Here is a 23,913-nt window from a genome sequence, read left to right on the forward strand (position 1 = left end):
CCCGCCGGATCGCAAGACCCGGCGGGGTTTTTGTTTGACGACCGGCGAACCGGCGTCGCTCAGGATTCCTCGGCGTTCGGCGTCCAGCCGCCGCCCAGCGCACGGTACAGCGCCACGTGATTGACCAGCACGCGCTGCTTGACGTCGATCAACTGCTGCGCTGCCTGAAAGTCGCTGCGCTGCGCATCGAGCAGTTCGAGATAGCTCGCCACACCGTTCGCATAACGACGCTCGGCCAGCTTCAGCCGCTCGCGCTCCCCGTCCGATACCCGCTTTTGCGCATCGAGCTGGCGCGAGAGCCATTGCTGCGCCGTGAGCGCTTCGTTGACTTCCGTGAATGCGGTCTGGATGGCACGCTCGTACGACACGATCGCCATTTCCTTGCGCACGTTCGCCAGGTTCAGCCCCTGGATGTTGCGTCCGCCATCGAAGATCGGCACGGTGATCTGCGGCAGGAACGACCAGACGCCCGTGCCCGCACTGAACAGATCGGCAATGCGCGAACTGGCGGTCCCGATGTCCGTCGTCAACCGGATCGACGGGAAGAACGCCGCCCGGGCCGCGCCGATGTTCGCATTTGCGCCGCGCAGTTGCGCTTCCGCCTGCCGGATGTCCGGACGCCGCATCAGCAACGACGAGGGCAGCCCTGCCGCGACCGGCACGACGAAGGCGCTGTCGAGCGCCGCCTCCGTGGACGGTCGTGTCGCCACGTCGCCCGTGAGGACTTGCAGGATGTGCGAAATCTCGCTGCGCTGGCGCTCACGCTCGGCGAACGCCGCACGTGCCACCTCGACCTGCGTCGTCTCCGTATTCAGATCGAGGCCGTCGACGAGTCCCCGCTCGGCGCGCAGGCGAATCACCTGCATGCCCGCTTCGCGCGCTGCCAGCACCTTGGCCGCGTAAGCGCGTTGCTCGTTCGCGGCCACGAGTCCGATGTAAGCCGTCGCCACTTCGGCCACGAGACTGACCTGCGCCGCGCGCTGCGCCTCCTCGCTCGCGAGATACGACTGCAATGCGGCGTCGCGCAGGCTGCGAACGCGCCCGAAGAAATCGAGTTCGAACGCGCTCACGCCGAGCGTCGCGCGCACATCGTTGGCGACGTAGCCGCCCGGCGGATTGCTGCTGCCGTCGGGTTGTCCGGCGGAGCCGGAATAGCGCTGACGGGAGAACGATCCCCCCGCCTGCACGCTCGGCAACAGATTGGCGCCTTCGATGCCGTACAGCGCACGCGCTTCCTGCACCCGCAAGGACGCCAGACGCAAGTCGCGATTCTGCGCGAGCGCGCGACGAATCAGCGTCTGCAATTCCGGGTCGGTGAAGACGTCGGCCCAATCGGCGTCGCCCGTGAGCGGCGCGGCAAGCGCGAGCTGCACGTCGCCGCCCGCCGGCGCTGCCTCATACGACGTGGGCATCGGCGCGGCCGGGCGCTCGTACGTGGGCGCCATCGTGCATCCGGCCAGCAGCGCGAAGAGACCCGCTGCGGCCAGGGTCATCCCGCGAAGGCGGGGTCGAAACATCGTCATACTTTCCCCTCGACGGCGGGCGCGGCGTCTGCCTGCGCAGGCTTGCCGTCAGTGTGTGATCGGCGCACGAAGCGTCCGACGATCAGGAAGAACAGCGGCACGAGGAAGATCGCCAGCACCGTGGCCGTCACGATCCCGCCGAGCACCGCGACACCGATCGCGCGCTGCGCGCCCGACGCCGGTCCCGAAGCGATGGCCAGCGGCACCACGCCGAAGCCGAACGCGAGCGACGTCATCACGATCGGACGCAAACGCAGACGCGCCGCTTCCACTGCCGCATCGAGCCATGTCATGCCCTGCTTCGTCAGGTCGTTGGCGACTTCCACGATCAGAATGGCGTTCTTCGCCGACAGACCGATCGTCGCGATCAGGCCCACCTTGAAGTAGATGTCGTTGGGCATCCCCAGCAGACTTACCGCGCCGAGTGCACCGATCACGCCGAGCGGCACCACCATGATGACCGCCGCCGGAATCGCCCAGCTCTCGTAGAGCGCCGCAAGCGCGAGGAACACCACCAGCACCGACAACGCGAACAGGATCGGCGCCTGGGCGCCCGAGTCGCGCTCTTCCAGCGACTGCCCGCTCCACTCGTGCCCGATGCCCGCGGGCATCTCCGCCATCAGTTGCTCCATGCGCGCCATGGCCTCGCCGCTGCTCTTGCCCGGCGCCGCTTCACCCTGAATCGTGAACGACGGATAGCCGTTGTAACGCTTGAGCTGCGGCGAACCGAGCTTCCACTTGAGCGAGACGAAAGCCGAGAGCGGCACCATCTCGCCATTGGCGTTGCGCACGCGCAGGTTGCCGATGTCTTCCGGCGACACTCGCTGGCGTCCGTCCGACTGCACGAGCACGCGGCGATTCTCCGAGCCCAGCATGAAGTCACCGACATAGTCCGAACCGAACATCGTCGCGAGCGTGGTGTTCACGTCGTCCATGTTGACCTTCAGCGCTTCCATCTTGCGACGATCGATGCTTACGTCCACCTGCGGCACATCGCCCTGCCCCGCGAAGATCACGTTCTTGAGCACCGGGTCCTGCGCGGCTTTGTGAAGCAGATCGTCGCGCGCAGCCGTGAAGACTTCCTTGCCGACGCCCGCCCGATCCTGCAAGCGCAGGTTGAAGCCGTTGGACGACCCAAGCTCCGGCAGTGCCGGGCTGTTCATCGCGATCATCATGCGATCGGGTTGCCCCATGAACTTGCCGTTCACGCGCTCGACGATCGCGCTCACACCGTCGTGCTTTGACGTGCGTTCGTGCCAGTCCTTGAGCGTGACGTACAACATGCCGCCGCCCGGGCCTGCGCCGAACTCGTTCCAGCCACCCAGCACGAATACGTGCTTGACCGGCTCGTTTTCCATCAGATAGTGCTCGATACGTTTGAGCGCGGTCATCGCCTCGGGCAACGTGGCGCCCTGCGGCTCCGACGCCATCACCATGAAGCTGCCCGTGTCTTCCTCCGGAATGAAGGCCGACGGCAGACGCATGAACGCCAGCGGCACGGCGATCAGCACGAGACCATAGACCAGCAGCGCGCGCCACGGACGTCGTAGCGTCTTGCCGACGGTGCGCGTGTAGCGCTCGGTGCCCACCGCGAACGTGCGGTTGAACCAGCCGAAGAAGCCGCGCTTCTCGTGGTGGTCGTGCGAGACCGGGCGCAACAACGTGGCGCACAGCGCCGGGGTGAGCGAGAGGGCGAGGAACGCGGAGAAGCCGATGGACACGGCGAGCGTGACGGCGAACTGACGGTAGATGTTGCCCACCGCACCCGAGAAGAACGCCATCGGTACGAAGACCGTCACCAGCACCACCGTGATCCCCACGATGGCCCCGCTGATCTGCTGCATCGCCTTGACCGTGGCCGCATACGGCGACAAGCCTTCCTCGACCATGATCCGCTCGGTGTTCTCGACGACGACGATGGCGTCGTCGACCAGAATGCCGATGGCGAGCACCATGCCGAACATCGTCAGCGTATTGACCGAATAGCCCAGCCCCAGCAGCACGCCGAACGTGCCCAGCAAAGCGACCGGTACGACAAGCGTCGGGATCAGCGTTGCACGCAGGTTCTGCATGAACAGATACATCACCAGGAACACGAGCACGATGGCTTCGAGCAGCGTCTTCACGACTTTCTGGATCGAGACCTTCACGAACGACGCCGTCTCGTAGGGCATCTGATACTCGACACCCGCCGGGAACAACTTCGCCTGCTCGTCCATCACCTGACGCACGGCCTTCATTACTTCGACGGCGTTCGACCCGGCAGCGAGCTTCACGCCCATGGCCGTGGCGGGCAAGCCGTCGACGCGCGCCGAGTAGTTGTAGTCAGAGGCGCCCAGTTCCACGCGCGCCACATCGCCCAACCGGACGGCAGAGCCGTCCGAGCGCACGCGCAGGGGAATGTTGGCGAACTCTTCCGGAGTGGACAACGCGCTGTCGGACACGACGTTGGCGTTGATCGGGGCGGACGTCGGAGTCGACCCCGTACCGAGATCACCGACGGTCACGCGCGCGTTATAGGCGCGCACCTTGGAGACGATGTCCGTGGCGGTCAGATCGAGTGCGACGAGTTTAGCCGGATCAGGCCAGATGCGAATGGCCTTCTCCGTGCCCCAGAACTGCACCTGACCGACGCCGGGCACGCGCTTGAGCTGGTTCATCACCTGCGACGCGGCAATCTCGCCCAGATCGAATTCGTTCACCGCCGGATTGCGCGATGACAGCGTGACGACCATATGGATGTTGTCGGCCGCGCGCTCGACCTTCACGCCGTAACGACGCACGACTTCCGGCAAGCGCGACTCGACCGTCTTCAGACGGTTCTGCACTTCCACGGCCGCCAGATCGAGGCTCGTGCCCTGACGGAACGTCAGGTTCACCGAGGACTCGCCGTTGCCGCTGGTGGCGGAGGTGTACATCAGCCCCGGCGCACCGTTCATCTGACGTTCGATGATCGCGGTGACCGAGTCTTCGACGACTTTTGCCGACGCGCCGGGATAGCTGCTCCACACGCTGACCATCGGCGGTGCGATGTCGGGGTACTGCGCGACGGGCAGCGCCCGGATCGCGAGCACGCCGATCAGCGTGATCAACAGGGAGATCACCCAGGCAAAGACCGGGCGATCGATAAAGAAACGAGCCATGGTTAGTGCGTCTCCGCTTTCGTGGCTTGACGGGTGGCCTGACCGGCCAATGCGGTGGCGTCCGATTTCGTCTTGACTTGCATGCCGTCGGAGAACTGCGCGACGTTCTGCACGATCACGTGTTCACCGCCCTTGAGGCCTTCCGTCACGAGCCAGTCGCGACCGTCGATGGCTTCGGCGCGCACCTTCTTGTCATGCACCTTGCCCTGCGCATCGACCACGCGCACGATGGCGCCCTCGCCGGTGCGGGTGAGCGATTCGCGCGGCACACGCACGACGTTCGGATTCACCGCGCCCTGCATGCGCACCTGCACGAACGCGCCGGGCAGCAGCACGCCGTCCGGGTTCGGCAGCAGCGCGCGCATGGCGATGGTGTCGGTGCCCGGGTCGACGGCCAGATCCGTGAAGAGCAATTTGCCGGGCAGCGTGTACTCGCGACCGTCGGGCAGCGTCACGTGCACCTGCGGCGCAGACGCGCCTTCGCCCGGCTCGCCGCGCTGCAACTTGCCCGCGCGCAGGTCGCGCGTCATCGCGTAGACCTCGGCAGCCGGTTGCGAGAAGTTCACGTAGATCGGGTCGATCTGTTCGACACGCGTGAGCAACGTGGGGGCGTCCAGACCGACGAGCGCCCCTTCCGTCACTTCGGCGCGGCGAACACGTCCTGCAATCGGCGAGACGACGTTCGTGTAACCGAGGTTGAGTTCGGCCTTGCGCACTTCCGCGCGGGCGGCCAGCACTTCGGCGCGCGTGCGCGCTTCGGCCGCGCGGGACTCGGCGTCTTCACGGGCGCTGATGGCGTGCGATTCGAGCAGGCCGCGATAGCGCTCGATCTTGTCACGTGCCGAATCATGTTCGGCCTGCGCCTTGGCGAGCGCCCCGCGGGCGGCGTCGAGCGCAGCCGACAGCGGCTGCGGATCGATGCGGAACAGCACCTCGCCCTTGGTGACCTTCTGGCCTTCCTGATACTTCCGCTCCATGACGACGCCGCCCGCCCGCGCACGCACGTCGGCGCTGCGGTAGGCTTCCAGACGTCCCGGTTGCTGGGTCGTGAGCGGTTCGGCGCGACGCTCGACCGTGCGCACGACGGCCTCCGGCGTGGCGTCCGCCGTCTCTTTTTTGCCACGGTCCGAGCACGCGGAAAGGAGGAGAACGCTGGCGATCAGACTGGCGGACACACCAGTCAGTAGTCCGAAACGGGTTCGGTAATCGATTTTCGATGACATGTAAGCACGTGTGATTGACGACATCCGGTCGACGGTGTCGATGCTGCGTTCGGTGCGCGGCGTCGAGCGAGAGCTGGCGCGCCATGCGCCAGCGATGGGGGGAACCGGGGGCCCGCATCTCTCCAGGGGCGCCGTGGGTGGCAGGTGCGCGTTGCGCGAAGGAAGTCTATGCCTGAGACCACCGGACCGGGGATCCGGTCGTCTGCCGCCTCGCCTATGTTGGCGTTTCAATCTGGCGTTTTAGATTGGAGAAGCGCGATTCTGCCGCGAAAATGGTGTTAGAAAAAGTTGGAACCTATCTATAAAATGAATGGATGAACTGGACAATTGAACAATTGCGCTACTTTGTGGCGGCAGCGGAGGAAGGCTCGATATCCGCTGCCGCCCGTCGTTTGGGAAAAGCCCAGTCGGCCGTGAGCACCGCCATCGCCCTGCTCGAAGCGGATTTGGGATTTGAACTATTCGATCGCAGCCGCCGCAATGCACGTCTCACCGATCAGGGCGAGGTGATGCTGCTCGAAGCCAAGGAGTTGTTGCGGCAAGCCGAAGGGCTGAACCATCGTGCCAATGCGCTGGCGTTCGGCGAGCAGCCGCAGTTGTCGCTCGCGCTCGACGAGGCGCTGCCCTATCAGGCCGTGAGCGAGCTGGTGCGCGACCTCGCCTATCAGTTCGCCTATCTGGAGCTGACGCTGCTCAACGGCACGTCGACGGAAGTCGCCGAGTACGTGGAGAAGCAGCGCGCAGATATCGGCTTTCACGTGGATCGCGGCGCGATCTCGTCGGCGCTGGGCCACAAGTACGTCGGCTCGGCCGTGCAGGGCGTTTTCGTCGCGGGCGACCATCCGCTGGCTTATCGCGATCAGGTCACGCGCGGCGATCTGGCGAAGTACCGTCAGATTCTGTTGCAGATGGACGACATCATGCCGCTGCAACTCAGCCCGTCGATCTGGCGCGCGGACAGTTCCTACGTCATCGCCAGCATGGTCGTCGACAAGCTCGGCTGGGCGGTGCTGCCCATCGATATTGCGGAGTACGAGGATCTGCACGAACTTCGCTGCGACGATCTCGGCCTGCCACAACTGCCCGTGCGCATGCTGTGGCGCTTCGGACGCGAGCCGAACGACGTGATGCGCTGGTGCGAGGCCCGTTTCGCCGAGTTGTTGCGCGCGGGCGCCGATCAAGCCTGACAGGCTGGCAAGGTACGAGAACCGTTGTGCCCGCCGCATGTCGAACCGCCACATGATGTCGATAGACTGACCCAACGTTGTCTTCTGCGCGGTGTCGCGCAGAACACCGACAAGGAGAAGCCGGGATGGCGAAACCCTCGAAAACCGCCTTGTTCAACGCAGCAAAGCAGTGGCATTGCGACGCGGTCGCCGGATTGCTGGCAGACGCGCCGGCGCTGATTGCCGCCACCGATCCGAAAAGCCGCACAGCATTGCATCTGGCCTGCGCGGTGCGGCCGTCGGGCGCCGGCGGGCTGGCCGAACCCAATGGATTGAAGACCGTCGAGACATTGCTCGACGCTGGCGCCGTGCTGGAGCAGGTCGTTCCCATGGATGAAGATGAAGGCGACTTTCAGGCAACGGCCCTCTGGTACGCCGTCGCACGCGGCGAGAATCGTCCGCTCGTCGACTTCCTGTTGCGACGCGGTGCCAATCCGAGCTATTCGCTGTGGGCCGCAGTCTGGCGCGACGACGACGCCATGTGCCGATCGCTGCTCGCCTTCGCGCCGTCGCTGAACCTGCGCGCACACGGTGAAACGCCGATGTTCTACGCCGCGCGCCTGCAACGGCTCGCGACATTGCGTCTGCTGATCGATGCCGGGGCCGATCCGTCGATTGCCGACGACCGGGGGCGCGATTGTGTCGACATCGCCCGCGAGCGCAGACTGCCGAGCGATATCGTCGCGATGCTCGAAGCGTTGCGCGACAAGGTGGCAGGCAACACACAAAGCGCGACGTAATCACAAAACTCGACGGAAGACGACACGGCTCGTCGTCGATCGTCTGACGTCAACGAGACGCGACGCAACACGACGTCAGGACGACGCCTTGCGCTGACGCGCAAGAAAACGATCCAGCTCACCGGCAAACGCCTTGCTGTCGCGCGGGCTGAACGGTGCAGGTCCGCCGGTCTCGATGCCGGCGGTGCGCAGTTGATCCATCATGTCGCGCACCGACAGACGCTCCCTGATATTGTCCGGCGTGAACCAGCTTCCGCGCGGATCGAGCGCATGACCGCCTTTCTCGATCACGCCGGCGGCCAGCGGAATGTCCGCCGTAATCACCAGATCCCCCGCTTCGACCATCTCGACGATGCGCGCGTCTGCCACGTCGAATCCCGACGGCACCTGAATCGCCTTGATGAACGGCGACGGCGGCGTGCGCAGGAACTGATTGGCGACGAGCGTCACCGGTATCGACTCGCGTCGGGCGGCGCGAAACAGAATCTCTTTGATGGCGGCGGGGCAAGCGTCCGCATCGACTAGCACTTGCATGTCAGGGGGTCTCGGGTCTCGCTGAGGGAGGCGACCATCATACGGCAAGACGTGTCCGGCATGCCCCGGCTACGGCATGGACGCCGCCTCGCTACGTAGCGCCTCCATCCGCGCATAGAAACTGTCGACCTTCTGCTGGGCGTCCTGCCGCAGGGTGTCGTTGCGCGAGGCGAGCGCGTGCGCATGCTCCTGCGCCCCGGCTTCGCCCACCGAACGCGACACGTCCTGCACGAACTTGCACAGCGGATAACGCGCCCGACCGAAGGCCTGCAACGTGGCCTCGATGTCCCCGATGTTCTCCCCTCCCGCAAGCCGCTGCGCCAGCATCACGGCATCTTCCAGCGCCATCGCCCCGCCCTGCCCCATGAACGGGGTGGACGCGTGCGCGGCGTCGCCAATCACGATCACCCGCCCCCGATGCCATGGCAGCGGCATCGAGACTTCTTCGACGGCGGTGTACAGCACCTCCGAATCCGACGTCAACGTGTCGAGAAACTGTCGCGCCGGACCGCCGAACTCCGCGAACCGGGCTTTCATCAACGCCGGCCATTCGGCACGGTCGTACCATGCGCCCGACGGCTCGGCCATCGTGCCGAACACATACAGACGGTCGTCGCTGATCGGCATGATGCCGAGCCGCTTGCCCACGCCCATCATCATGATCTTCGCAGTGAGATCCCGGGGGCGCGCGTGCACGCTGCGCCACACGCCCAACCCGGTATAGACGGGCGATATCGCGCCAGCGACAAGCTGGCGGACTTCCGAGCGAATGCCGTCCGCGCCAACGACGAGATCGTACTCGCCGACCGAGCCGTCCGAGAGCGCGACGCAAACCGAATGCGGTGCCTGTTGATCGATCGACACGGCCGTCGTGCCGAGCCGGATATCGACGTCCAGCGCGGCGATTCGTGCGGCGAGAATGCGATGCATCTCTGCGCGACGAATGCCGACGATCGGCGGGATACCGGGATATCGCGACGGATAAAAGGTGTCGACGATCGGCTCTCCGTACTGATCGAGATAGACATTGCGTCCATCGGCGATGGCAAAGCCGCTCGTCCGGGATTCATGTCGGTACGGAAATGAGCGGAGGCACACATGAGGGGCTGCGAGATTCTAGCGCAGCCCTTCACGTGAACCTGCACTGCCTGCCGCCGCCATCCCCCATCCGCCTGCGCCTCAACTCGACTCAACTCAACTCAACTCAACTCAACTCAACTCAACCCGATACCGTCTCCAGTTGCACGCCCTTCGTCTCCACGCCATAGCGCCAGACACACAAGGCGGCAATACCGAAGCAGATCGCGCCAAAGAGGAACACGGCATCGCTCGTCGACCATGTCACGATGGCGCCGACGAGCGTCGGCCCTAACAGCGCCCCGACCCGGCCGCAGAACGACGCGTAGCCACACCCGGTCGCGCGCGCCCGAGAGGGAAACAACTCCGGCGTATAGGCGTATAGCACCGCCCACATGCCGAACGCGAAGAACTGCATGCTCGCACCGGTCGCGTAGATCGACCACTGCGGCGCCCCGGCGAGCAGCACCTGACCGAAGGCGTAGGTGGCGCACGCCCCGCCAACCAGCGTGCCGACGCAGGTCAGCTTTCGGCCCAATCGCTCGACCGACCATGCCGCGACCAGAAACCCCGGTATGCCGCCCACCGAGATGTACACCGTGAAGAGCACCGACTGGGTGACCACGATCCCCGCCGCCTGCTGGAGCGCCCCCAGCCACGTATTCAGTCCGTAAAAGCCGAGCAGGGCAAAGAACCACAACGCGCCGACCACCAGCGTGCGCCTGCGATAGCCGTCGGACCAGATCACGCGCAGGCCACGGGCTTCGCGTTGGCTCTCCGGCGCATTGGGCGCCACCTCCGGCAACGACGTCAGCCGGAGGCGGCGCATGACCGACGCCTCCACCGCACCGACCACGGCATCGGCGGCTTCATAGCGCCCTTGCGACTCCAGCCAGCGGGGCGATTCGGGCACATAGCGTCGAATGACGAACAGAAACAGCGCGGGGATCGCTTCCAGCGCAAACAGCACGCGCCAGCCATGATGCGCGAGCACGACGTAGGACAGCAGCCCGGCGCAGATAAAGGCGAGTGGCCAGTTGCCGTCCATCAGCGCGAGATACTTGCCGCGCCGGTGCGTCGGAATGAACTCGGAGAGCAGCGTTTGCGCCAGCGGCAGTTCCATGCCCATCCCGATGCCCAGCAACAAGCGAAACGCGCCCAGTTCCACCGGTCCGGACGCTGTGGCGCAAAGCACGCTGCCGACGCCCCAGACGACCATGCTGATCTGGAACACCGGTTTGCGTCCGAAACGGTCAGCGGCCATCCCCGAGCCGATCGCGCCGATCGCCATACCGACGAAACTCGCACTGCCGATCAGACCGGCCTGCACGTTGGAGAGTGCGAACTCCGTCTTGATCGAACCGAGGACGAACGTCATCGTGGCCAGATCGATGTTGTCGAAGAAAAACGCCAACGCAATCACGAGAAACAACCATCGGTGATACCCGCAAACGGGCAAGCGCTCCAACCGCTGCGCCGCCGTTATCCGGCCCACTTCCATCGAATGCATTTTCATACGCCGCTCCTCCGTTTCGACCTGTCCCGTTGAATAGGCCGGCACCGTGAATCGGTACCGGATGCATCAATATCGGGCGCCAAAACTAGCGGGGCGCGCGGGAAAATGTCGTGGACAATCGGAGTTACGCCAAGATGCGCGAGGCGAGCGGTCCGCTGGCCTGCCGGTGCTTCGACGTGTCGCCTTGACGAGGAACACGCACAAGCGAGCGGGCGGACCGCATGACACCCATCACGTCGGCTTGCGATGAAAACGCTGCGGATCGAACGCGCCTTCAGGCAGACCTGACAACGCGGCGCCCCGCTCGAACGGATATCGCAGATAGGGCGCCTGCGGTTGTCCCGGCGGCGAATACTGGCCGTCAGCGAGAATCCGCTTCTTGGCGCTGAGACTTTCGATGCGGCAGCGAATGGCCACAATCTGACTCGCCGCCCCCGGCTCGATGGGCGTGTAATCCTTCTCGGGACGAAACTTCCCCAACGCCGTGTTCTGATGCGCGATGACGTCGTGCGTGTCCTCGCGCGTCGTCGCCTCGCATCGGGCAATCACGCTGTAGTACTCCAGGCTGGTGTTCTGCCCCTTGGGCGCTTTGAGCAACGCGACCGGCCGGTCAACAACGATGGTGACGTGGGGATTCTCACGCAGCAAGCCCGAGAATTTGCCGAAGCGCGAACAGTGGATGAGAAACGCGTCGCCCACGAAGGTGAAGCTTTGCGGCACGACATAGGGAAACGGCGCGTCGTTCACGGCCACGCGACAAATCAGTTCGTCGCGCAGGAACGCTTCGATCGCCGGCCAATCGGTCCATGCCAGATCGGTGCGACGCATTTCGGCGTCTAGATAGTCAGGCGTCATCGTTGACAGTCCCTTCTGAAAGAATGAGGAGTTGCTCCCGGCGCGGGCCGAGCCCGATGCCTGCGATGCGGCAGGCCGTCGCCGTCTGCACGGCCGAGACGAACGCCTGAAGCGGCAATGGCAGGCGGGCAATGTCGGTCACATCGTCGGGAAGTTCGTCGAACGCGGGGAAGTGATACATCGCGGCGGCATGCGCGCCGCCCTCACCCTCGCTCTGCGGCATGAGCACCGGAATCTCTGCGTCGCGTGTGCCGGAGAAAAGCGACAGGCAGTCGCACTTGTTGAGATACCACTCGTTCACCCCGTGGCGCTCGATGACCTCGGCAAGCTCGGCGACATCGAGCCGTCCCAATCGTCGTGGACGCCCGCTCCCGGTGCCGTATTCGTTCGTCAGCATGCGCAGCGCCACGCCGACATCGAATTCATCTTCGGACCGGAGCAGTGCCTGCGGGTCGAAGCGGTCCCGCTCCTCGCGCCAGCCGATACCGCGCAGCGCGGCGTCGGCGCAATAGCGTGACGAGCGCTGCGCACCGAATTCGGTGCGAAACGGCCCGGCGCCGACACGTGACGCAATGGCCTTCGCCACGCCGATGGTCTTGCGGTGATATCGCACCGGCAGATCGCCGCCGACGAAGGCAAACGCCGGGGCGGTGTGGCTGGATGTCACGTACGGCTGCTGTCCGCCGGTCACATCCAGCATCACCGACTGCGCGCCCTCGAAGAGCACACGCGCGCCGCGCTGGACATGCCGCGTCATCCACCGCGCATCCACCACCCCGACGCTCGGCTTGAGCCTCGCCCACGCCGCGCGCATGCTGGCGATGACGCTCCCGGTCGCCGCCCTCGCGGCGGGGGTGTCGTCATGCGTCGCGGCGTAGCGGGCCATCTGCTCGAATGCGCCCGCCTCGTCTGCCACCAGGTCGCGAAGCTGCACGACCGTTCGCACGCCGCCCTGCCATCGCAGCGACAGATCGGCATAGCACGGCCCGATGCCGTTACCGGTCGTACCGATCTGCGCGCCGTGTCGGGCATCGAAGTCGAGATGCCACGGCTGGATGACCGCGCATTGCTCGCTCACATGGAGCCGCCCGTCCAGCGAAGCACCGGTACTGCGCAGCGCGTCGAGTTCGTCAGCCAGCTTGACGAGGCTGACCACGCACCCCGAGCCGATGTACATCAGCGTATGCGCGTGGAACACCCCCGAGGGCACCTGCGCGAGACGGGCGCTCCCCGTCGGCGTCGACACGGTGTGCCCGGCATTGGCCCCGCCATTGAAGCGGGCGACGATGTCGTAATCCGCCGCCAGCCGGTCGACGATCTTGGCCTTCCCTTCGTCGCCGTATTGCAGGCCGACGAGGACGTCGGCATATCCGGCGCGCGCGTTCATGAGACGAGAGAGAAAGTCGCTTCGACTTCGACCGGCGCGTTGAAGGGCAAACTCGCCACGCCGATGGCGATGCGGGCATGCTCACCCGCTTCCCCGAAGATCTGCGTGAGCAGTTCCGACGCCGCATTGATGATCGACGGCGCATCGGCAAACCCCTCCGACGTCGCCACGAAACCGCCGACCCGCAGCACGCTCTCGATGCGGTCGAGTTGCCCGTTGGTCGCCAGATGCGCCCAGCCCAGCACGTTGAGCACGCACAGCCGTGCGGCATGCCGCGCGTCGTCGACCGACACGTCGGCGGGTACCTTGCCGGTGCAAACGGGAACGCCCGCGCGCACGGGCAACTGCCCCGACACGATGAGCGTATTGCCGTGGACCTTGAAGGGACGAAAAGCCGCGGGCGTTACCTTGAGATTGGGTAATTCCAGCCCTGCGGCTGCGATACGTTCGTAGATGTTCACGTCATCTCCACAATGAAGCCGCCACCGTGGCGGCACATTCATTCTGGAGGATCGAATGCGCCCGAATTGTCGGGCTGACGCAAACGTATGTCGCGCTTACGCCAACTAGCGACGATGAGTCCTCACCGGCATCAGGTGTCTTTCGGCCGGAAGAATTCGGTCGGCGTGCAGCCGAGCGCCTTGCGGAACATGGCGCTGAACGCGCTGGTGCTGTCGTACCCGAGCGACGACGCGATGTCCGTCACCGGACGCTGCGCGCTCAGCATCTGCACCGCGACGAGCAGCCTCGCCTGCTGACGCCAGCGTGTGAACGTCATCCCCGTCTGCTCGGGAAACAGACGGATGATGGTGCGCTCGCTGGCGCCCACGACCTTGCTCCACGCGCACACCGACGTCTCTTCTGCCGGGTTCGCGAGAATCCACCGGCAAATGCGTGCGATGCGCTCGTCTGACGGCATGGGCAGGTGAAGCGGTTCGATACTGAGCGGACGGATCTCGTGAAACAGCAGATCCACCACGACCGCATCGCGGCTGCCCAGCGCATATTCGACAGGCATACGCGCGACGGCGGAAATGAGTTCGCGCAGCAGCGGCGACACGGACACGACGCAACAGTCGCTCGTATGCAGGGGCAACCGATCCGCGTCGAAATAGAGGGTGCGCATCTCGATGGCGCCCACCGCCTGCATGCAGTGCCGCACGCCGGGCGGCACCCAGACCGCGCGCAGCGGCGGCACGACCCAGGTGCCCTTGGCGGTCGTAACGACGATGGAGCCCGTGATGGTGTAGATGAGCTGGCCGCGAACGTGCTCGTGATAGTCGATGAAAAATCGATCCGGCAAGTCGCGCGCCATGCCGCCGACGGGCCGCGCAATCTGCTGATAATCGTCCCGGTCTTCACTCTTTCCGAACATGGCGTAACCTCGGCATACCTTGTCACTTGTTCGCGCGCCGCGTCGTCGCGCCTCTCTTAGATTCGGAATTTGCGTCGCGATGCTGCGGCGTGAAATCGACTTCCATTCCGATTAGTGAGGCTAGCATGCCGGTTTACCGTTCGTTTGATCAAGAGGCACTGGATCTGCAATACAACGTTCGTGCGGGGATTCCCGATCATCTCGATATCTTTGCGCGCTGGGCTCGCACCGGCGAAGCCTTTCGTCGTGCCAACGCGTTCAGGGAAGACATCGCGTACGGCGAAGACGCGAAACAGACCTATGATCTGTTCCCCGCACAGCAGGCCGGACGACCCACGCTCGTCTTCATTCACGGCGGTTACTGGCAATCGCTGGACAAGTCCGACTTCAGTTCGCTTGCAGGGCTGTATCAGACGCACGACATCAACTTCGTGGTCGTGAACTATCGGCTTGCGCCGGACGTGCGGATGGGAGACATCGTCGAGGACAATCGTCAGGCGGTACTGCATCTTTATCGCAATGCCGCGTCGCTCGGCATCGAGCGCGATGCCCTGTTCGTCTGCGGGAGTTCGGCGGGCGGTCACCTGACGGCGGCACTGGCCGGCACGGATTGGGCCGCCTACGATGCGCCCGCCAATCTGATCAAGGGCGCTTGCGCCATCAGCGGGCTTTACGATCTGGAGCCTATCCGTCTGTGCTATCTGAACAAGGCGGTTCAGCTCGATCGCGGTGAAGTGATGGATTTCAGCCCGATTCACCATCTTCCCAAAGTGCCGCTGCCGTACATCCTCAGCGTGGGTGGCGACGAGTCGGACGAATTCCATCGGCTACAGGCGCAGTTTCAGACGCTGCTGGACGACCACGGCCTGAACGTCAAGATCGCGCGTCAGCGCGACGGGCATCACTTCGATGCCGTCGACCGCGTGGGTCAAGCCGGTAACGAACTGTCAGACGCCATTCTCGAGATGATCGGCGTGACGGCTCGCCCGTAACCGTTACGACGCGCGTCTGCGCAGCAGATAGGTATCCATGATCCAGCCGTGCGTGCGGCGTGCCTCGTCGCGCACGCGCTCGATCTCGTCCATGACGTCGCGCAGACGTCCGGAGATCAGGATCTCGTCGGGTGTGCCGACGTAAGCACCCCAGAAGATGTCGAGATCCTCGTGCGCGAGATGCTTGTACGAGTGTTTCGAATCGAGCATCACGACGACGGTATCCACGCCCTTCGGAAAGCCGTCGACGATGCCGCGTCCGTTGGTGATCTCGATCGATCGCCCGATCTGGTTCAGCGGAATGCGATGTTGCGCAGCGAGCGCCTGCACGCTGCTGATGCCGGGGATGACGTCGAACGTGAAGGTGTCGTTGCCCTCGGCACGAATGGCGTCGAGAATGCGGATCGTGCTGTCGTACAGCGACGGATCGCCCCACACGAGGAACGCGCCGACTTCGCCGTCCTTCAATTCGTCGTCGATCAGCCGTTCGAAAATTGCCTGCTTGTCGCGATTCAGTTCGTCGACGGCCGAGCGGTAGTCGGCATCCGATTCGTCGCGCCGACGCTCCGGACTCGTGGCTTCCGCAATCCGGTAGTCCCGATCCTTCACGAACCGCTCGATGATGTGCCGGCGCAGTGCGATCAGCTTCTCCTTCGCGACGCCCTTGTCCATCACGAAGAACACGTCGGCGCGGTTGAGCGCGTCGATGGCCTGCACCGTCAGGTAATCGGGGTTGCCGGCGCCAATGCCAATGATGAGGACGTGCTTCATCGCCCGATCTCCTGTTGCCGGGCCGTCGCGCCCAGCGTGGAATACAACGACGAATCCGCAAAGCCGTCGGCGGCCAGCACCTGACCGACCAGAATGAGCGCCGTACGCTCGATCCCCGTCTGACCGACCTTGGTTTCGATGTCCGCCAGCGTGCCAGTCACACGGGTCTCGTCCGGCCAACTGGCGCGGTACACGACCGCAATCGGGCAATCGTCGCCGTAATGCGGCTTGAGTTCGGCGACGATCCGCGCGAGATGCCGTACGCCGAGGTGAATCGCCATGGTCGCGCGGTGACGCGCCAGATCGCCCAGCGCTTCGCCTTCCGGCATGGCCGTCTTCGTTGCATAACGCGTGAGGATCAGCGTCTGGGAGATGCCCGGGAGCGTGAGTTCGCAGCCGAGCGTCGCCGCGCAGGCGGCCGTTGCCGTCACCCCCGGCACGATCTCGTACGGGATGCCGAGCGCGCGCAGCCGCCGGATCTGCTCGCCGATTGCGCCGTACAGCGACGGATCGCCCGAATGCACGCGGGCGACGTCCTGCCCTTGCGCATGCGCCTCGGACAGCATCGCCACGATGGCGTCGAGATCGAGGTCGGCAGTGTTGACCACGCGCTCGGCCGTATGACCGGCCAGCACGGCGTCGGGCACGAGCGAACCCGCGTAGAGAATTACCGGACACGTGCGAATCAGACGCTGCCCCTTGACCGTGATCAGGTCAGGGTCGCCCGGTCCGGCGCCAATAAAGTAGACCGTCATGCTTCATTCCCTCGTCAGGAGGTCGGGTTGTGTTGGATAGGCGCCCCGGCTCGCCACGCATCGAGTGCGGCCAGCAAGGCGTCTCCCGTCTCGAACGTGCGATCCGCCTCGACGACCGGGGGCCGCGCCAGCATCACCACGGGCAGGCCGCGTTCACGCGCCACGTCGAGCTTCGCCTCGGTCGCCGCGCCGCCGCTGTTCTTGCTGACGACCACGTCGATGTCATGCTGCGCGAACAAGGCGCGCTCGCTCTCGTGTGTGAAAGGACCGCGTGCGCCGATCACGAGGGCTTGTGCGTTGCCCGGATGATCGTCGAGACAGCGCACGACCCAGCGCTGATGCGCGGGGATCGTGTTCAGATGGTTGAGCGGCTCGCGTCCCGAAGTGAATAACGGCCGCGAGAAGGCTGCGAGGGCATCGCACATGGCGGGCCAGCCGTGCACCGCACGCCAGTCGTCGCCCGGCCGGGGTTGCCACGGCGCACGGCGCAGTGCCCACACCGGCACATCGCAACGTTGCCCGGCAGTGCGCGCGTTGGCGCTGATTTGCGCGGCGTAGGGATGCGTGGCGTCGATCAGCAGCTCGACGCTCTCGGTAACGAGATAGTTCGCGAGCCCTTCGCTACCGCCGAAACCGCCGACACGGACCTCGCACGGCAAGTCGTCCGGTACGCGGCCGAGTCCGGCCAGACTGTAGACGTCGTGCGACGCGAGTTGGCGCGCGAGCTTGCGGGCGTCGCCGGTGCCACCGAGCAGCAGAACGCGCATCACGACAGCGTCCCTTCAGGTGCCGCGCCGGGATCGTCGGACGGCTTGATCGCTTCGAGCAGTGTGATCGGCAGCGCCGCCCGCCAGGTATCGAACCCGCCGAGCGGCCGGGCTTCGCTGATGGCCAGACGTGTCAGCGTGCCGCCATGACGCTCGCGCCAGTCGACCAGCGCCGCCTCGCTTTGCAGTGTCACGGCGTTGGCGACGAGGCGGCCGCCCGAGCGCAGTCGCGACCAGCACAGGTCGAGCACACCCGGCACCGTCACGCCGCCGCCGATGAAGATCGCGTCCGGCGCGGCAAGTCCCTGCAAGGCCTCGGGCGCACGTCCCGCCACCAGTTCCAACCCGGGCACGCCCAGCGCCTCCCGATTGTGCGTGATGAATGCCTGACGCTCGGGCGACGCTTCGATGGCGATGGCGCGACATGCCGGATGCGCGCGCATCCATTCGATGCCGATGGAACCGGAGCCTGCACCGACGTCCCACAACAGTGCGCCCGGATACGGCGCCAGACGCGCCAGTGTGATCGCGCGCACGTCGCGCTTGGTCAACTGGCCGTCGTTCAGGAAAGCGTCGTCGGGCAGACCGGTCGCCAATGGCAGGGAGCGGCCCGTGTCGGCACGACACGTGAGCGCCAGGAGGTTGAGCGCCTCGACCTGCCGGTCGCCCCAGTCGGCGGCAACGGCATCGATGCGCTGCTCGCGCAGCCCGCCCAGCGATTCGAATACGCTCATGTGCGTCGGGCCGAAACCGCCGGCGCACAGCAGGGCGGCGACATCGGCAGGCGATGCGCCGTCGCGGCTCAGCACCAGCAGCCTCGCGCCATCTCGCAGGTGCGCGTTCAGTGTGGCGAGCGGCCGCCCGACGAGCGAGACCGTCGGCACATCCTGCAACGCCCATCCGAGCCGGGCGGCGGCCAGCGACAGCGACGACGGCGCGCCGATCACATGCATCTCGCCCGACGGAAGACGACGGGCCAGCGTTGCGCCTACGCCGAAGAGCATCGGATCGCCGCTGGCGAGCACACAGACGCGGTGGCCGCGCCATGCCAGCAGCGGCTCGACGTCGAACGGCCTGGGCCACGGTTCACGTCGCGCGCGCAGGCGTGGGGGAAGCATCGACAGATGGCGCGCGGCCCCGGTCACGATCTCGGCGTCGAGCAGAGCGCGACGGGCGTTGCGGCCCAGACCGGCAAACCCGTCCTCCCCTATGCCGATCACCGTCAGCCAGGGCGTCATCGCATCGCCGGTCGTCATTCTCGATCCTCTCTCCATCCCTCGTTCACGGCCGTAAAATCGGGGCCGGAAACCGCAAAGCAGGCATAATACCGCTTTGCTGAAGCCCCCCGGGGCCCTAGAGGACACGACGGCAATGCGACAGCCGCCGCGACCGCCCGCACAGACGGCCGTGCCACGGTCGCGCCTGCCATTCATCGAACCTTGGATCTCGTCTCATTTCCCTCTCCCCGGCCTTCGGCCTGCCCGGCGCTCGGACGCATCGTGGCCAGCCGCGACGGCGGGCTATGCCGGGTCAAACTGCCCGGCGGGAAACTGAGCGCCACACAGGCCATCGCGATTGCCGAAGCCGCCCGGACGTTCGCCACCGGTGTGATCGAGCTGACGAACCGTGCGAATCTTCAACTGCGCGGTGTGCAGGCAGGCGCCGAAGCCGCGCTGCATCGACGGCTGATCGACGCCGGACTCGGGCCACATGTCCAGCGCTGCGCCGTTGCAGGGGACGATAGCCGCGAACTGACCGGCGACGAAGATTTGGCCCGGCAAACCGCCGTTGCGGACGACGTGCGCAACCTGATGCTCAGCGCCACCGCCGGCTGCGACGCAGGCGCGCTGTACGACACCACGCCACTCGCCGATACGATCCTCCTCCGGCTGGAAAACGAACCGCGCTTCGCGGCGCTGTCGCCGAAATTCTCGGTGCTGCTCGACGGCGGCGAACACCTTGCCGCGCTCGATCATCCGCATGACATCTGGCTGTCGCCGATGGCGGCCACCGTTGCCAGCGAACCGATGTTCGCACTCGGTTTCGCTGGCTATCCGCTCACCACGCCCACCACGCCCGGCGGCGCCATCGCAGCGGTTCGGGCGAGCGACGTTCCCGCACTGGTGCACGCGTTGCTGCACACGTTCATCGATCTGGCTGACGACGACCACAAACGGATGCGCGACCTGTTGCGGGTGCACCGCGCTGACGACGTCGCCGATCGCGCCGCAGCGCGCGCCGGGGTCACGTTGCATCGCGACGCAGCGGTGAGCGGCTGGCAACGCGCGCCGGCGGATCCGCTGCGCCGGTTCGGCGCATGGCCGCAGCGCGATGCCGATGCAAGCCGGTGGCACGTCGGCGCGCAGGCGCCGCTCGGACGCCTCAACGCCGCCACCTTGCACGCCATCGCGATGCTGTCGCGCTCACATGCGCAAGACAGTTTCCGCGTCACGCCGTGGCAAGGTCTGCTGATCACTGACGTCGCCGAGCGCGATGTGGCGCAGGTCGAGCGAGCCCTCGACGGTCTCGGCATGATTCGCCACGCACACACGCCACTGGGTCGCATGATCGCCTGCGCTGGATCGACGGGATGCGCCAAGGCGCTCTCCGACACGAAGGCCGACGCGCGTGCACTGGCCGAACGTCTGCAAACCGGTGTCGAAGTTCACGTCAGCGGCTGTGTCCGCTCGTGCGCGTCGGCGCATCGCGCGCCGTGGTCCTTGCTTGCTGTCGGCCCGGGACAGTACGACCTATACCGCGACGCGGCGTCAGACGTAGCCCCCCTCGACCACATCGACACCCCCGGCACTCGCCGGGACGGCGCCGCCCGCTTCGGCGCGCGCGTCGCCACTCACCTGACGCTCGAAGCGATTGCGCTTCGACTCAACTCGCAAGACCGGATTGCCCAGCCATGATTGATTATGTCCGCGACGGACAGGCCATCTACCGCGAATCGTTCGCCACGATCCGCGCCGAAGCCGACCTCTCGCGCATCCCTGCCGACCTCGAAAAGCTCGCCGTTCGCGTCATCCACGCGTGCGGCATGGTCGATATCGTCGATGCCCTGCAATTCTCGGACGGCGCAGGCACGGCCGGACGCCACGCCCTGCGCGCCGGTGCTCCGATCCTTTGTGACGCCAACATGGTCGCGCACGGCGTGACCCGCGCCCGCCTGCCCGCCGCGAACGATGTCGTGTGCACGCTCACCGATCCCGCCGTGCCGGAACTTGCCCGCACGATGGGCAACACACGCTCGGCAGCGGCGCTGGAACTGTGGCGACCGAGACTTGAGGGCAGCGTCGTCGCCATCGGCAACGCGCCGACCGCCCTGTTTCATCTGCTCGACATGCTTGATCAGGGCGCGCCGCGTCCCGCGCTGATCCTCGGCTTTCCGGTCGGCTTCGTCGGCGCCGCCGAGTCCAAAGCCATGCTCGCGGCCGACAGTCGCGGCGTGCCGTACGTCATCGTTTCAGGCCGCCGAGGCGGCAGCGCCATGGCGGCGGCGGCCATCAACGCTCTGGCATCGGAGATCGAATAATGACAACCTCCGGCAAACTCTTCGGCATCGGTGTCGGCCCGGGCGACCCCGAGTTGCTCACGCTCAAAGGCTTGCGTCTGCTGCAAGCCGCCCCGGTCGTCGCGTACTTCGTGGCGAAGGGCAAGAAAGGCAACGCCTTCGGCATCATCGAAGGCCATTTGCTCGACTCGCAGACGCGCATGCCGCTCGTCTATCCGGTCACGACCGAAGCGCTCGAACCGCCGCTGTCGTACGAGACGATCATCGCGGACTTCTACGACACGGCCGCCGCACTGATCGGCGAGCATCTTGAAGCGGGACGCGACGTCGCCGTGGTCTGTGAAGGCGATCCGTTCTTCTACGGCTCCTACATGTATCTGCACGACCGGCTGGCCGGACGGTTCGACGTCGACGTGGTCCCGGGCGTGTGCTCGATGCTTGGCGGGGCCGCCGTGCTGGGCACGCCGCTCGTCTATCGCAATCAGAGCCTGTCGGTGCTCTCGGGCGTGATGCCCGAAGATGAACTGCGCCGCAAGCTCGCCGACACGGACGCCGCCGTCATCATGAAGCTCGGGCGCAACTTCGATAAGGTGCGGCGTGTGCTCGACGAGCTAGGACTCGCCAGCCGTGCGCTCTACGTCGAGCGGGCGACGATGGCGAACCAGCGCATCGTGCCGCTGGCGGACGTGGACCCGAGCGCGTCGCCGTACTTCTCGCTGCTCGTCGTGCCGGGGCAGAAATGGCAGGGATGAACCGCTCGACTACGAGTCAGGCCATCGCGCCGGCACCGGCCATCGTCGTGCTCGGACGCAGCGCGCTCGACACCGCGCGACGTCTTCAGGCGGGCCTGGCGGGCGCGACCGTGCACGGTCTCGAAGCCCGCGTCGGGCACGACGCGGACGTGAGCTTCACGCAACTCGGCGAACATCTTCAGGCGCTGTATGCCGACGGCACGCCGATCGTCGCCCTGTGCGCGGCCGGTATCGTCATCCGTTGTGTCGCCCCGATGTTGAGCAACAAGGGAACGGAGCCGCCGGTGCTGGCCGTCGCCGAAGACGGCAGCGCCGTGGTGCCGCTGCTCGGCGGTCTGGCGGGTGTCAACGTTTTGGCGCGTCACCTCGCGCAAACGCTGGGGATCGCCCCGGCCATCACGACCAGCGGCGAACTGCGTTTCGGCACCTGTCTGCTGAATCCGCCAGAGGGCTACGTGCTCGCGGATCTTGAGCAGAGCAAGCATTTCGTCTCGGATCTGCTCGCCGGGGAAACGGTGCGCATCGAAGGTGACGCCCCGTGGCTCGACGACGCCGACCTCCCGAAAGCCGACGGTGCGGCGCGGACGATTCGCATCACGCCGTTCGTCGATGACGCGCATGGCACCTCGCATCGCGACGCCCTGGTGATTCATCCGCGCAGCCTGCTCGCCGTCGTCGCTCAGCCGCAAGGTGTCGACGCGCAACAGATTCGCGCGAGGCTCTCTGCGCAGGCGCTCTCGCCACAGGCATTGGCGGCTGTGCTTGCACCCATCTCGTCGATGGGCGACGCCGCCGTGCAAGCCATGGCCGACGAACTTGCGGTGCCGCTGCGCTTTGCCAACTTCGACGATTCTGAAGCCTCCGCCGCCATCGATTGGCTGGTGACGACGCTTGGCCCGGACGTCGACTTTCATCACGATGCCAGTGGCATCGTACTCGCACGAGCGCGGGCGCCGATCGATCCCGCGCGGATCGGTCAGGCACGCGGCACGCTGACCGTCATCGGGCTCGGCCCCGGCGACGTCGGCCTGCGTGTGCCCGATGCCACTGCCGCGCTGGCGGCGGCGACCGACATTCTCGGCTATGCCACGTACGTCGCCATGGCCGGCCCGTTCCGCGACGACCAGCAGGTGCACGCGACCGACAACCGCGAGGAATTGATGCGTGCGCGCCACGCGTTCGAGCTCGCGAGCGCGGGCAGGCATGTCGTGGTCGTGTCGTCGGGCGATCCGGGCGTGTTCGCGATGGCAAGTGCCGTGCTCGAAGCGCTGGACGTGAGTGAGCATGCGCACTGGAAGACCGTCGACCTGCGCATCGTCCCGGGCATCTCGGCGGCGATGGCAACGGCAGCACTCGCAGGCGCACCGCTCGGTCACGACTTCTGCGTGCTGTCGCTATCGGACAATCTGAAGCCGTGGCAGGTGATTCGCGAGCGCCTGCAACACGCGGCACAAGCCGATCTCGTCATGGCGTTCTACAACCCGATCTCGCGGGCGCGTCCGTGGCAACTGGGCGAAGCGCTGGACATCGTGCGCGAATGGCGCACGCCGGACACGCGCGTGGTGCTCGGACGCGACGTCGGCCGCCCCGGCGCCACGCTCGTCAACACCACGCTTGGCGAGTTGCGTGCGGAGCAGGTCGACATGCGCACGATGGTCATCGTCGGCTCGTCGACCACGCGAGGCATCGATGGCGGCCCGAACGGGGAGTGGATCTACACGCCCCGCTGGTACGGCGAGCCGCCGAAGCGCTGAGAATTG

21 protein-coding genes are annotated in these 23,913 nt (G+C 65.9%); 7 read left to right on the forward strand and 14 right to left on the reverse strand.

The window, feature by feature from the left end; all coding sequences use genetic code 11:
- Positions 1 to 59: 59 nt before the first annotated feature.
- Genes PCA20602_RS00195 through PCA20602_RS00205 form a run of 3 tightly spaced genes read right to left on the reverse strand, consistent with a single transcriptional unit; the run spans position 60 to position 5,889 of the window.
- Positions 60 to 1,523: an efflux transporter outer membrane subunit gene (locus PCA20602_RS00195; RefSeq protein ID WP_150719478.1), complete on the reverse strand. Its 1,464-nt coding sequence runs from the start codon at positions 1,521 to 1,523 to the stop codon at positions 60 to 62.
- Complete coding sequence (locus PCA20602_RS00200) at positions 1,520 to 4,666, reverse strand: multidrug efflux RND transporter permease subunit (RefSeq protein ID WP_150719479.1); 3,147 nt, start codon at positions 4,664 to 4,666, stop codon at positions 1,520 to 1,522. The genes PCA20602_RS00195 and PCA20602_RS00200 overlap by 4 nt, the downstream gene beginning before the upstream one ends.
- Positions 4,667 to 4,668: 2 nt before the next feature.
- Positions 4,669 to 5,889 carry an efflux RND transporter periplasmic adaptor subunit gene (locus tag PCA20602_RS00205; RefSeq protein WP_150719480.1) on the reverse strand — a complete coding sequence of 407 codons (1,221 nt, stop codon included), beginning with the start codon at positions 5,887 to 5,889 and terminating at the stop codon, positions 4,669 to 4,671.
- 314 nt (positions 5,890 to 6,203) lie between these two features.
- Between PCA20602_RS00205 and PCA20602_RS00210 the strand changes: the two genes are divergently transcribed.
- Positions 6,204 to 7,076 carry a LysR family transcriptional regulator gene (locus PCA20602_RS00210; protein ID WP_174980670.1) on the forward strand — a complete coding sequence of 291 codons (873 nt, stop codon included), beginning with the start codon at positions 6,204 to 6,206 and terminating at the stop codon, positions 7,074 to 7,076.
- 125 nt (positions 7,077 to 7,201) lie between these two features.
- Positions 7,202 to 7,855, forward strand: coding sequence for an ankyrin repeat domain-containing protein (locus tag PCA20602_RS00215; protein WP_150719481.1), 654 nt, complete (start codon positions 7,202 to 7,204; stop codon positions 7,853 to 7,855).
- A gap of 75 nt (positions 7,856 to 7,930) precedes the next feature.
- On the opposite strand, the gene PCA20602_RS00220 is transcribed toward PCA20602_RS00215, so the two are convergent.
- The 7 genes from PCA20602_RS00220 to PCA20602_RS00250 all read right to left on the reverse strand — a co-directional run bounded on the left by PCA20602_RS00220 (position 7,931) and on the right by PCA20602_RS00250 (position 14,599).
- A complete protein-coding gene (locus PCA20602_RS00220) occupies positions 7,931 to 8,389 on the reverse strand; it encodes a YaiI/YqxD family protein (RefSeq protein WP_150719482.1) in 459 nt (152 codons plus the stop codon).
- 69 nt (positions 8,390 to 8,458) lie between these two features.
- Complete coding sequence (locus PCA20602_RS00225) at positions 8,459 to 9,487, reverse strand: FAD-dependent monooxygenase (RefSeq protein WP_150719483.1); 1,029 nt, start codon at positions 9,485 to 9,487, stop codon at positions 8,459 to 8,461.
- Positions 9,488 to 9,608: 121 nt separating this feature from the next.
- Positions 9,609 to 10,982 (reverse strand): MFS transporter, encoded by a 1,374-nt coding sequence (locus PCA20602_RS00230; RefSeq protein ID WP_150719484.1) that lies wholly within the window; start codon positions 10,980 to 10,982, stop codon positions 9,609 to 9,611.
- A 231-nt stretch (positions 10,983 to 11,213) separates the two neighbouring features.
- Complete coding sequence (locus PCA20602_RS00235; RefSeq protein ID WP_174980672.1) at positions 11,214 to 11,837, reverse strand: pyridoxamine 5'-phosphate oxidase family protein; 624 nt, start codon at positions 11,835 to 11,837, stop codon at positions 11,214 to 11,216.
- Positions 11,827 to 13,224: an adenylosuccinate synthetase gene (locus PCA20602_RS00240; protein ID WP_150719485.1), complete on the reverse strand. Its 1,398-nt coding sequence runs from the start codon at positions 13,222 to 13,224 to the stop codon at positions 11,827 to 11,829. Before PCA20602_RS00240 ends, PCA20602_RS00235 begins: the two co-directional genes overlap by 11 nt.
- Positions 13,221 to 13,685, reverse strand: coding sequence for a RidA family protein (locus tag PCA20602_RS00245; protein ID WP_069341495.1), 465 nt, complete (start codon positions 13,683 to 13,685; stop codon positions 13,221 to 13,223). The genes PCA20602_RS00240 and PCA20602_RS00245 overlap by 4 nt, the downstream gene beginning before the upstream one ends.
- A gap of 131 nt (positions 13,686 to 13,816) precedes the next feature.
- The gene (locus tag PCA20602_RS00250) at positions 13,817 to 14,599 is read right to left on the reverse strand and encodes an AraC family transcriptional regulator (RefSeq protein ID WP_150719486.1); all 783 of its coding nucleotides are present in this window, start codon (positions 14,597 to 14,599) and stop codon (positions 13,817 to 13,819) included.
- Positions 14,600 to 14,724: 125 nt separating this feature from the next.
- Between PCA20602_RS00250 and PCA20602_RS00255 the strand changes: the two genes are divergently transcribed.
- Complete coding sequence (locus tag PCA20602_RS00255) at positions 14,725 to 15,591, forward strand: alpha/beta hydrolase (RefSeq protein ID WP_150719487.1); 867 nt, start codon at positions 14,725 to 14,727, stop codon at positions 15,589 to 15,591.
- A 3-nt stretch (positions 15,592 to 15,594) separates the two neighbouring features.
- Here the strand turns inward: PCA20602_RS00255 and cobF are convergent, their stop codons facing one another.
- The 4 genes from cobF to cbiE are packed head-to-tail and all read right to left on the reverse strand — an operon-like array spanning position 15,595 to position 19,122.
- Positions 15,595 to 16,362, reverse strand: coding sequence for a precorrin-6A synthase (deacetylating) (gene cobF, locus PCA20602_RS00260; RefSeq protein WP_150719488.1), 768 nt, complete (start codon positions 16,360 to 16,362; stop codon positions 15,595 to 15,597).
- Positions 16,359 to 17,117 (reverse strand): precorrin-4 C(11)-methyltransferase, encoded by a 759-nt coding sequence (gene cobM, locus PCA20602_RS00265; protein ID WP_150719489.1) that lies wholly within the window; start codon positions 17,115 to 17,117, stop codon positions 16,359 to 16,361. Before cobM ends, cobF begins: the two co-directional genes overlap by 4 nt.
- A gap of 14 nt (positions 17,118 to 17,131) precedes the next feature.
- Complete coding sequence (locus tag PCA20602_RS00270) at positions 17,132 to 17,884, reverse strand: cobalt-precorrin-6A reductase (RefSeq protein WP_150719966.1); 753 nt, start codon at positions 17,882 to 17,884, stop codon at positions 17,132 to 17,134.
- Positions 17,884 to 19,122 (reverse strand): precorrin-6y C5,15-methyltransferase (decarboxylating) subunit CbiE, encoded by a 1,239-nt coding sequence (gene cbiE / locus PCA20602_RS00275; protein ID WP_150719967.1) that lies wholly within the window; start codon positions 19,120 to 19,122, stop codon positions 17,884 to 17,886. Before cbiE ends, PCA20602_RS00270 begins: the two co-directional genes overlap by 1 nt.
- Positions 19,123 to 19,383: 261 nt before the next feature.
- On the opposite strand from cbiE, the gene cobG reads away from it, so the two are divergent.
- Genes cobG through cobJ form a run of 4 tightly spaced genes read left to right on the forward strand, consistent with a single transcriptional unit; the run spans position 19,384 to position 23,907 of the window.
- Complete coding sequence (cobG, locus tag PCA20602_RS00280) at positions 19,384 to 20,799, forward strand: precorrin-3B synthase (RefSeq protein WP_246181952.1); 1,416 nt, start codon at positions 19,384 to 19,386, stop codon at positions 20,797 to 20,799.
- Positions 20,796 to 21,422 carry a precorrin-8X methylmutase gene (locus PCA20602_RS00285; RefSeq protein ID WP_150719491.1) on the forward strand — a complete coding sequence of 209 codons (627 nt, stop codon included), beginning with the start codon at positions 20,796 to 20,798 and terminating at the stop codon, positions 21,420 to 21,422. The genes cobG and PCA20602_RS00285 overlap by 4 nt, the downstream gene beginning before the upstream one ends.
- A complete protein-coding gene (locus PCA20602_RS00290; RefSeq protein ID WP_425495624.1) occupies positions 21,422 to 22,153 on the forward strand; it encodes a precorrin-2 C(20)-methyltransferase in 732 nt (243 codons plus the stop codon). The genes PCA20602_RS00285 and PCA20602_RS00290 overlap by 1 nt, the downstream gene beginning before the upstream one ends.
- The gene (gene cobJ, locus PCA20602_RS00295; protein WP_246181953.1) at positions 22,150 to 23,907 is read left to right on the forward strand and encodes a precorrin-3B C(17)-methyltransferase; all 1,758 of its coding nucleotides are present in this window, start codon (positions 22,150 to 22,152) and stop codon (positions 23,905 to 23,907) included. The genes PCA20602_RS00290 and cobJ overlap by 4 nt, the downstream gene beginning before the upstream one ends.
- Positions 23,908 to 23,913: the final 6 nt, after the last annotated feature.

Origin of the sequence: Pandoraea capi (assembly GCF_902459735.1) — a bacterium.
Lineage (GTDB): Bacteria > Pseudomonadota > Gammaproteobacteria > Burkholderiales > Burkholderiaceae > Pandoraea > Pandoraea capi.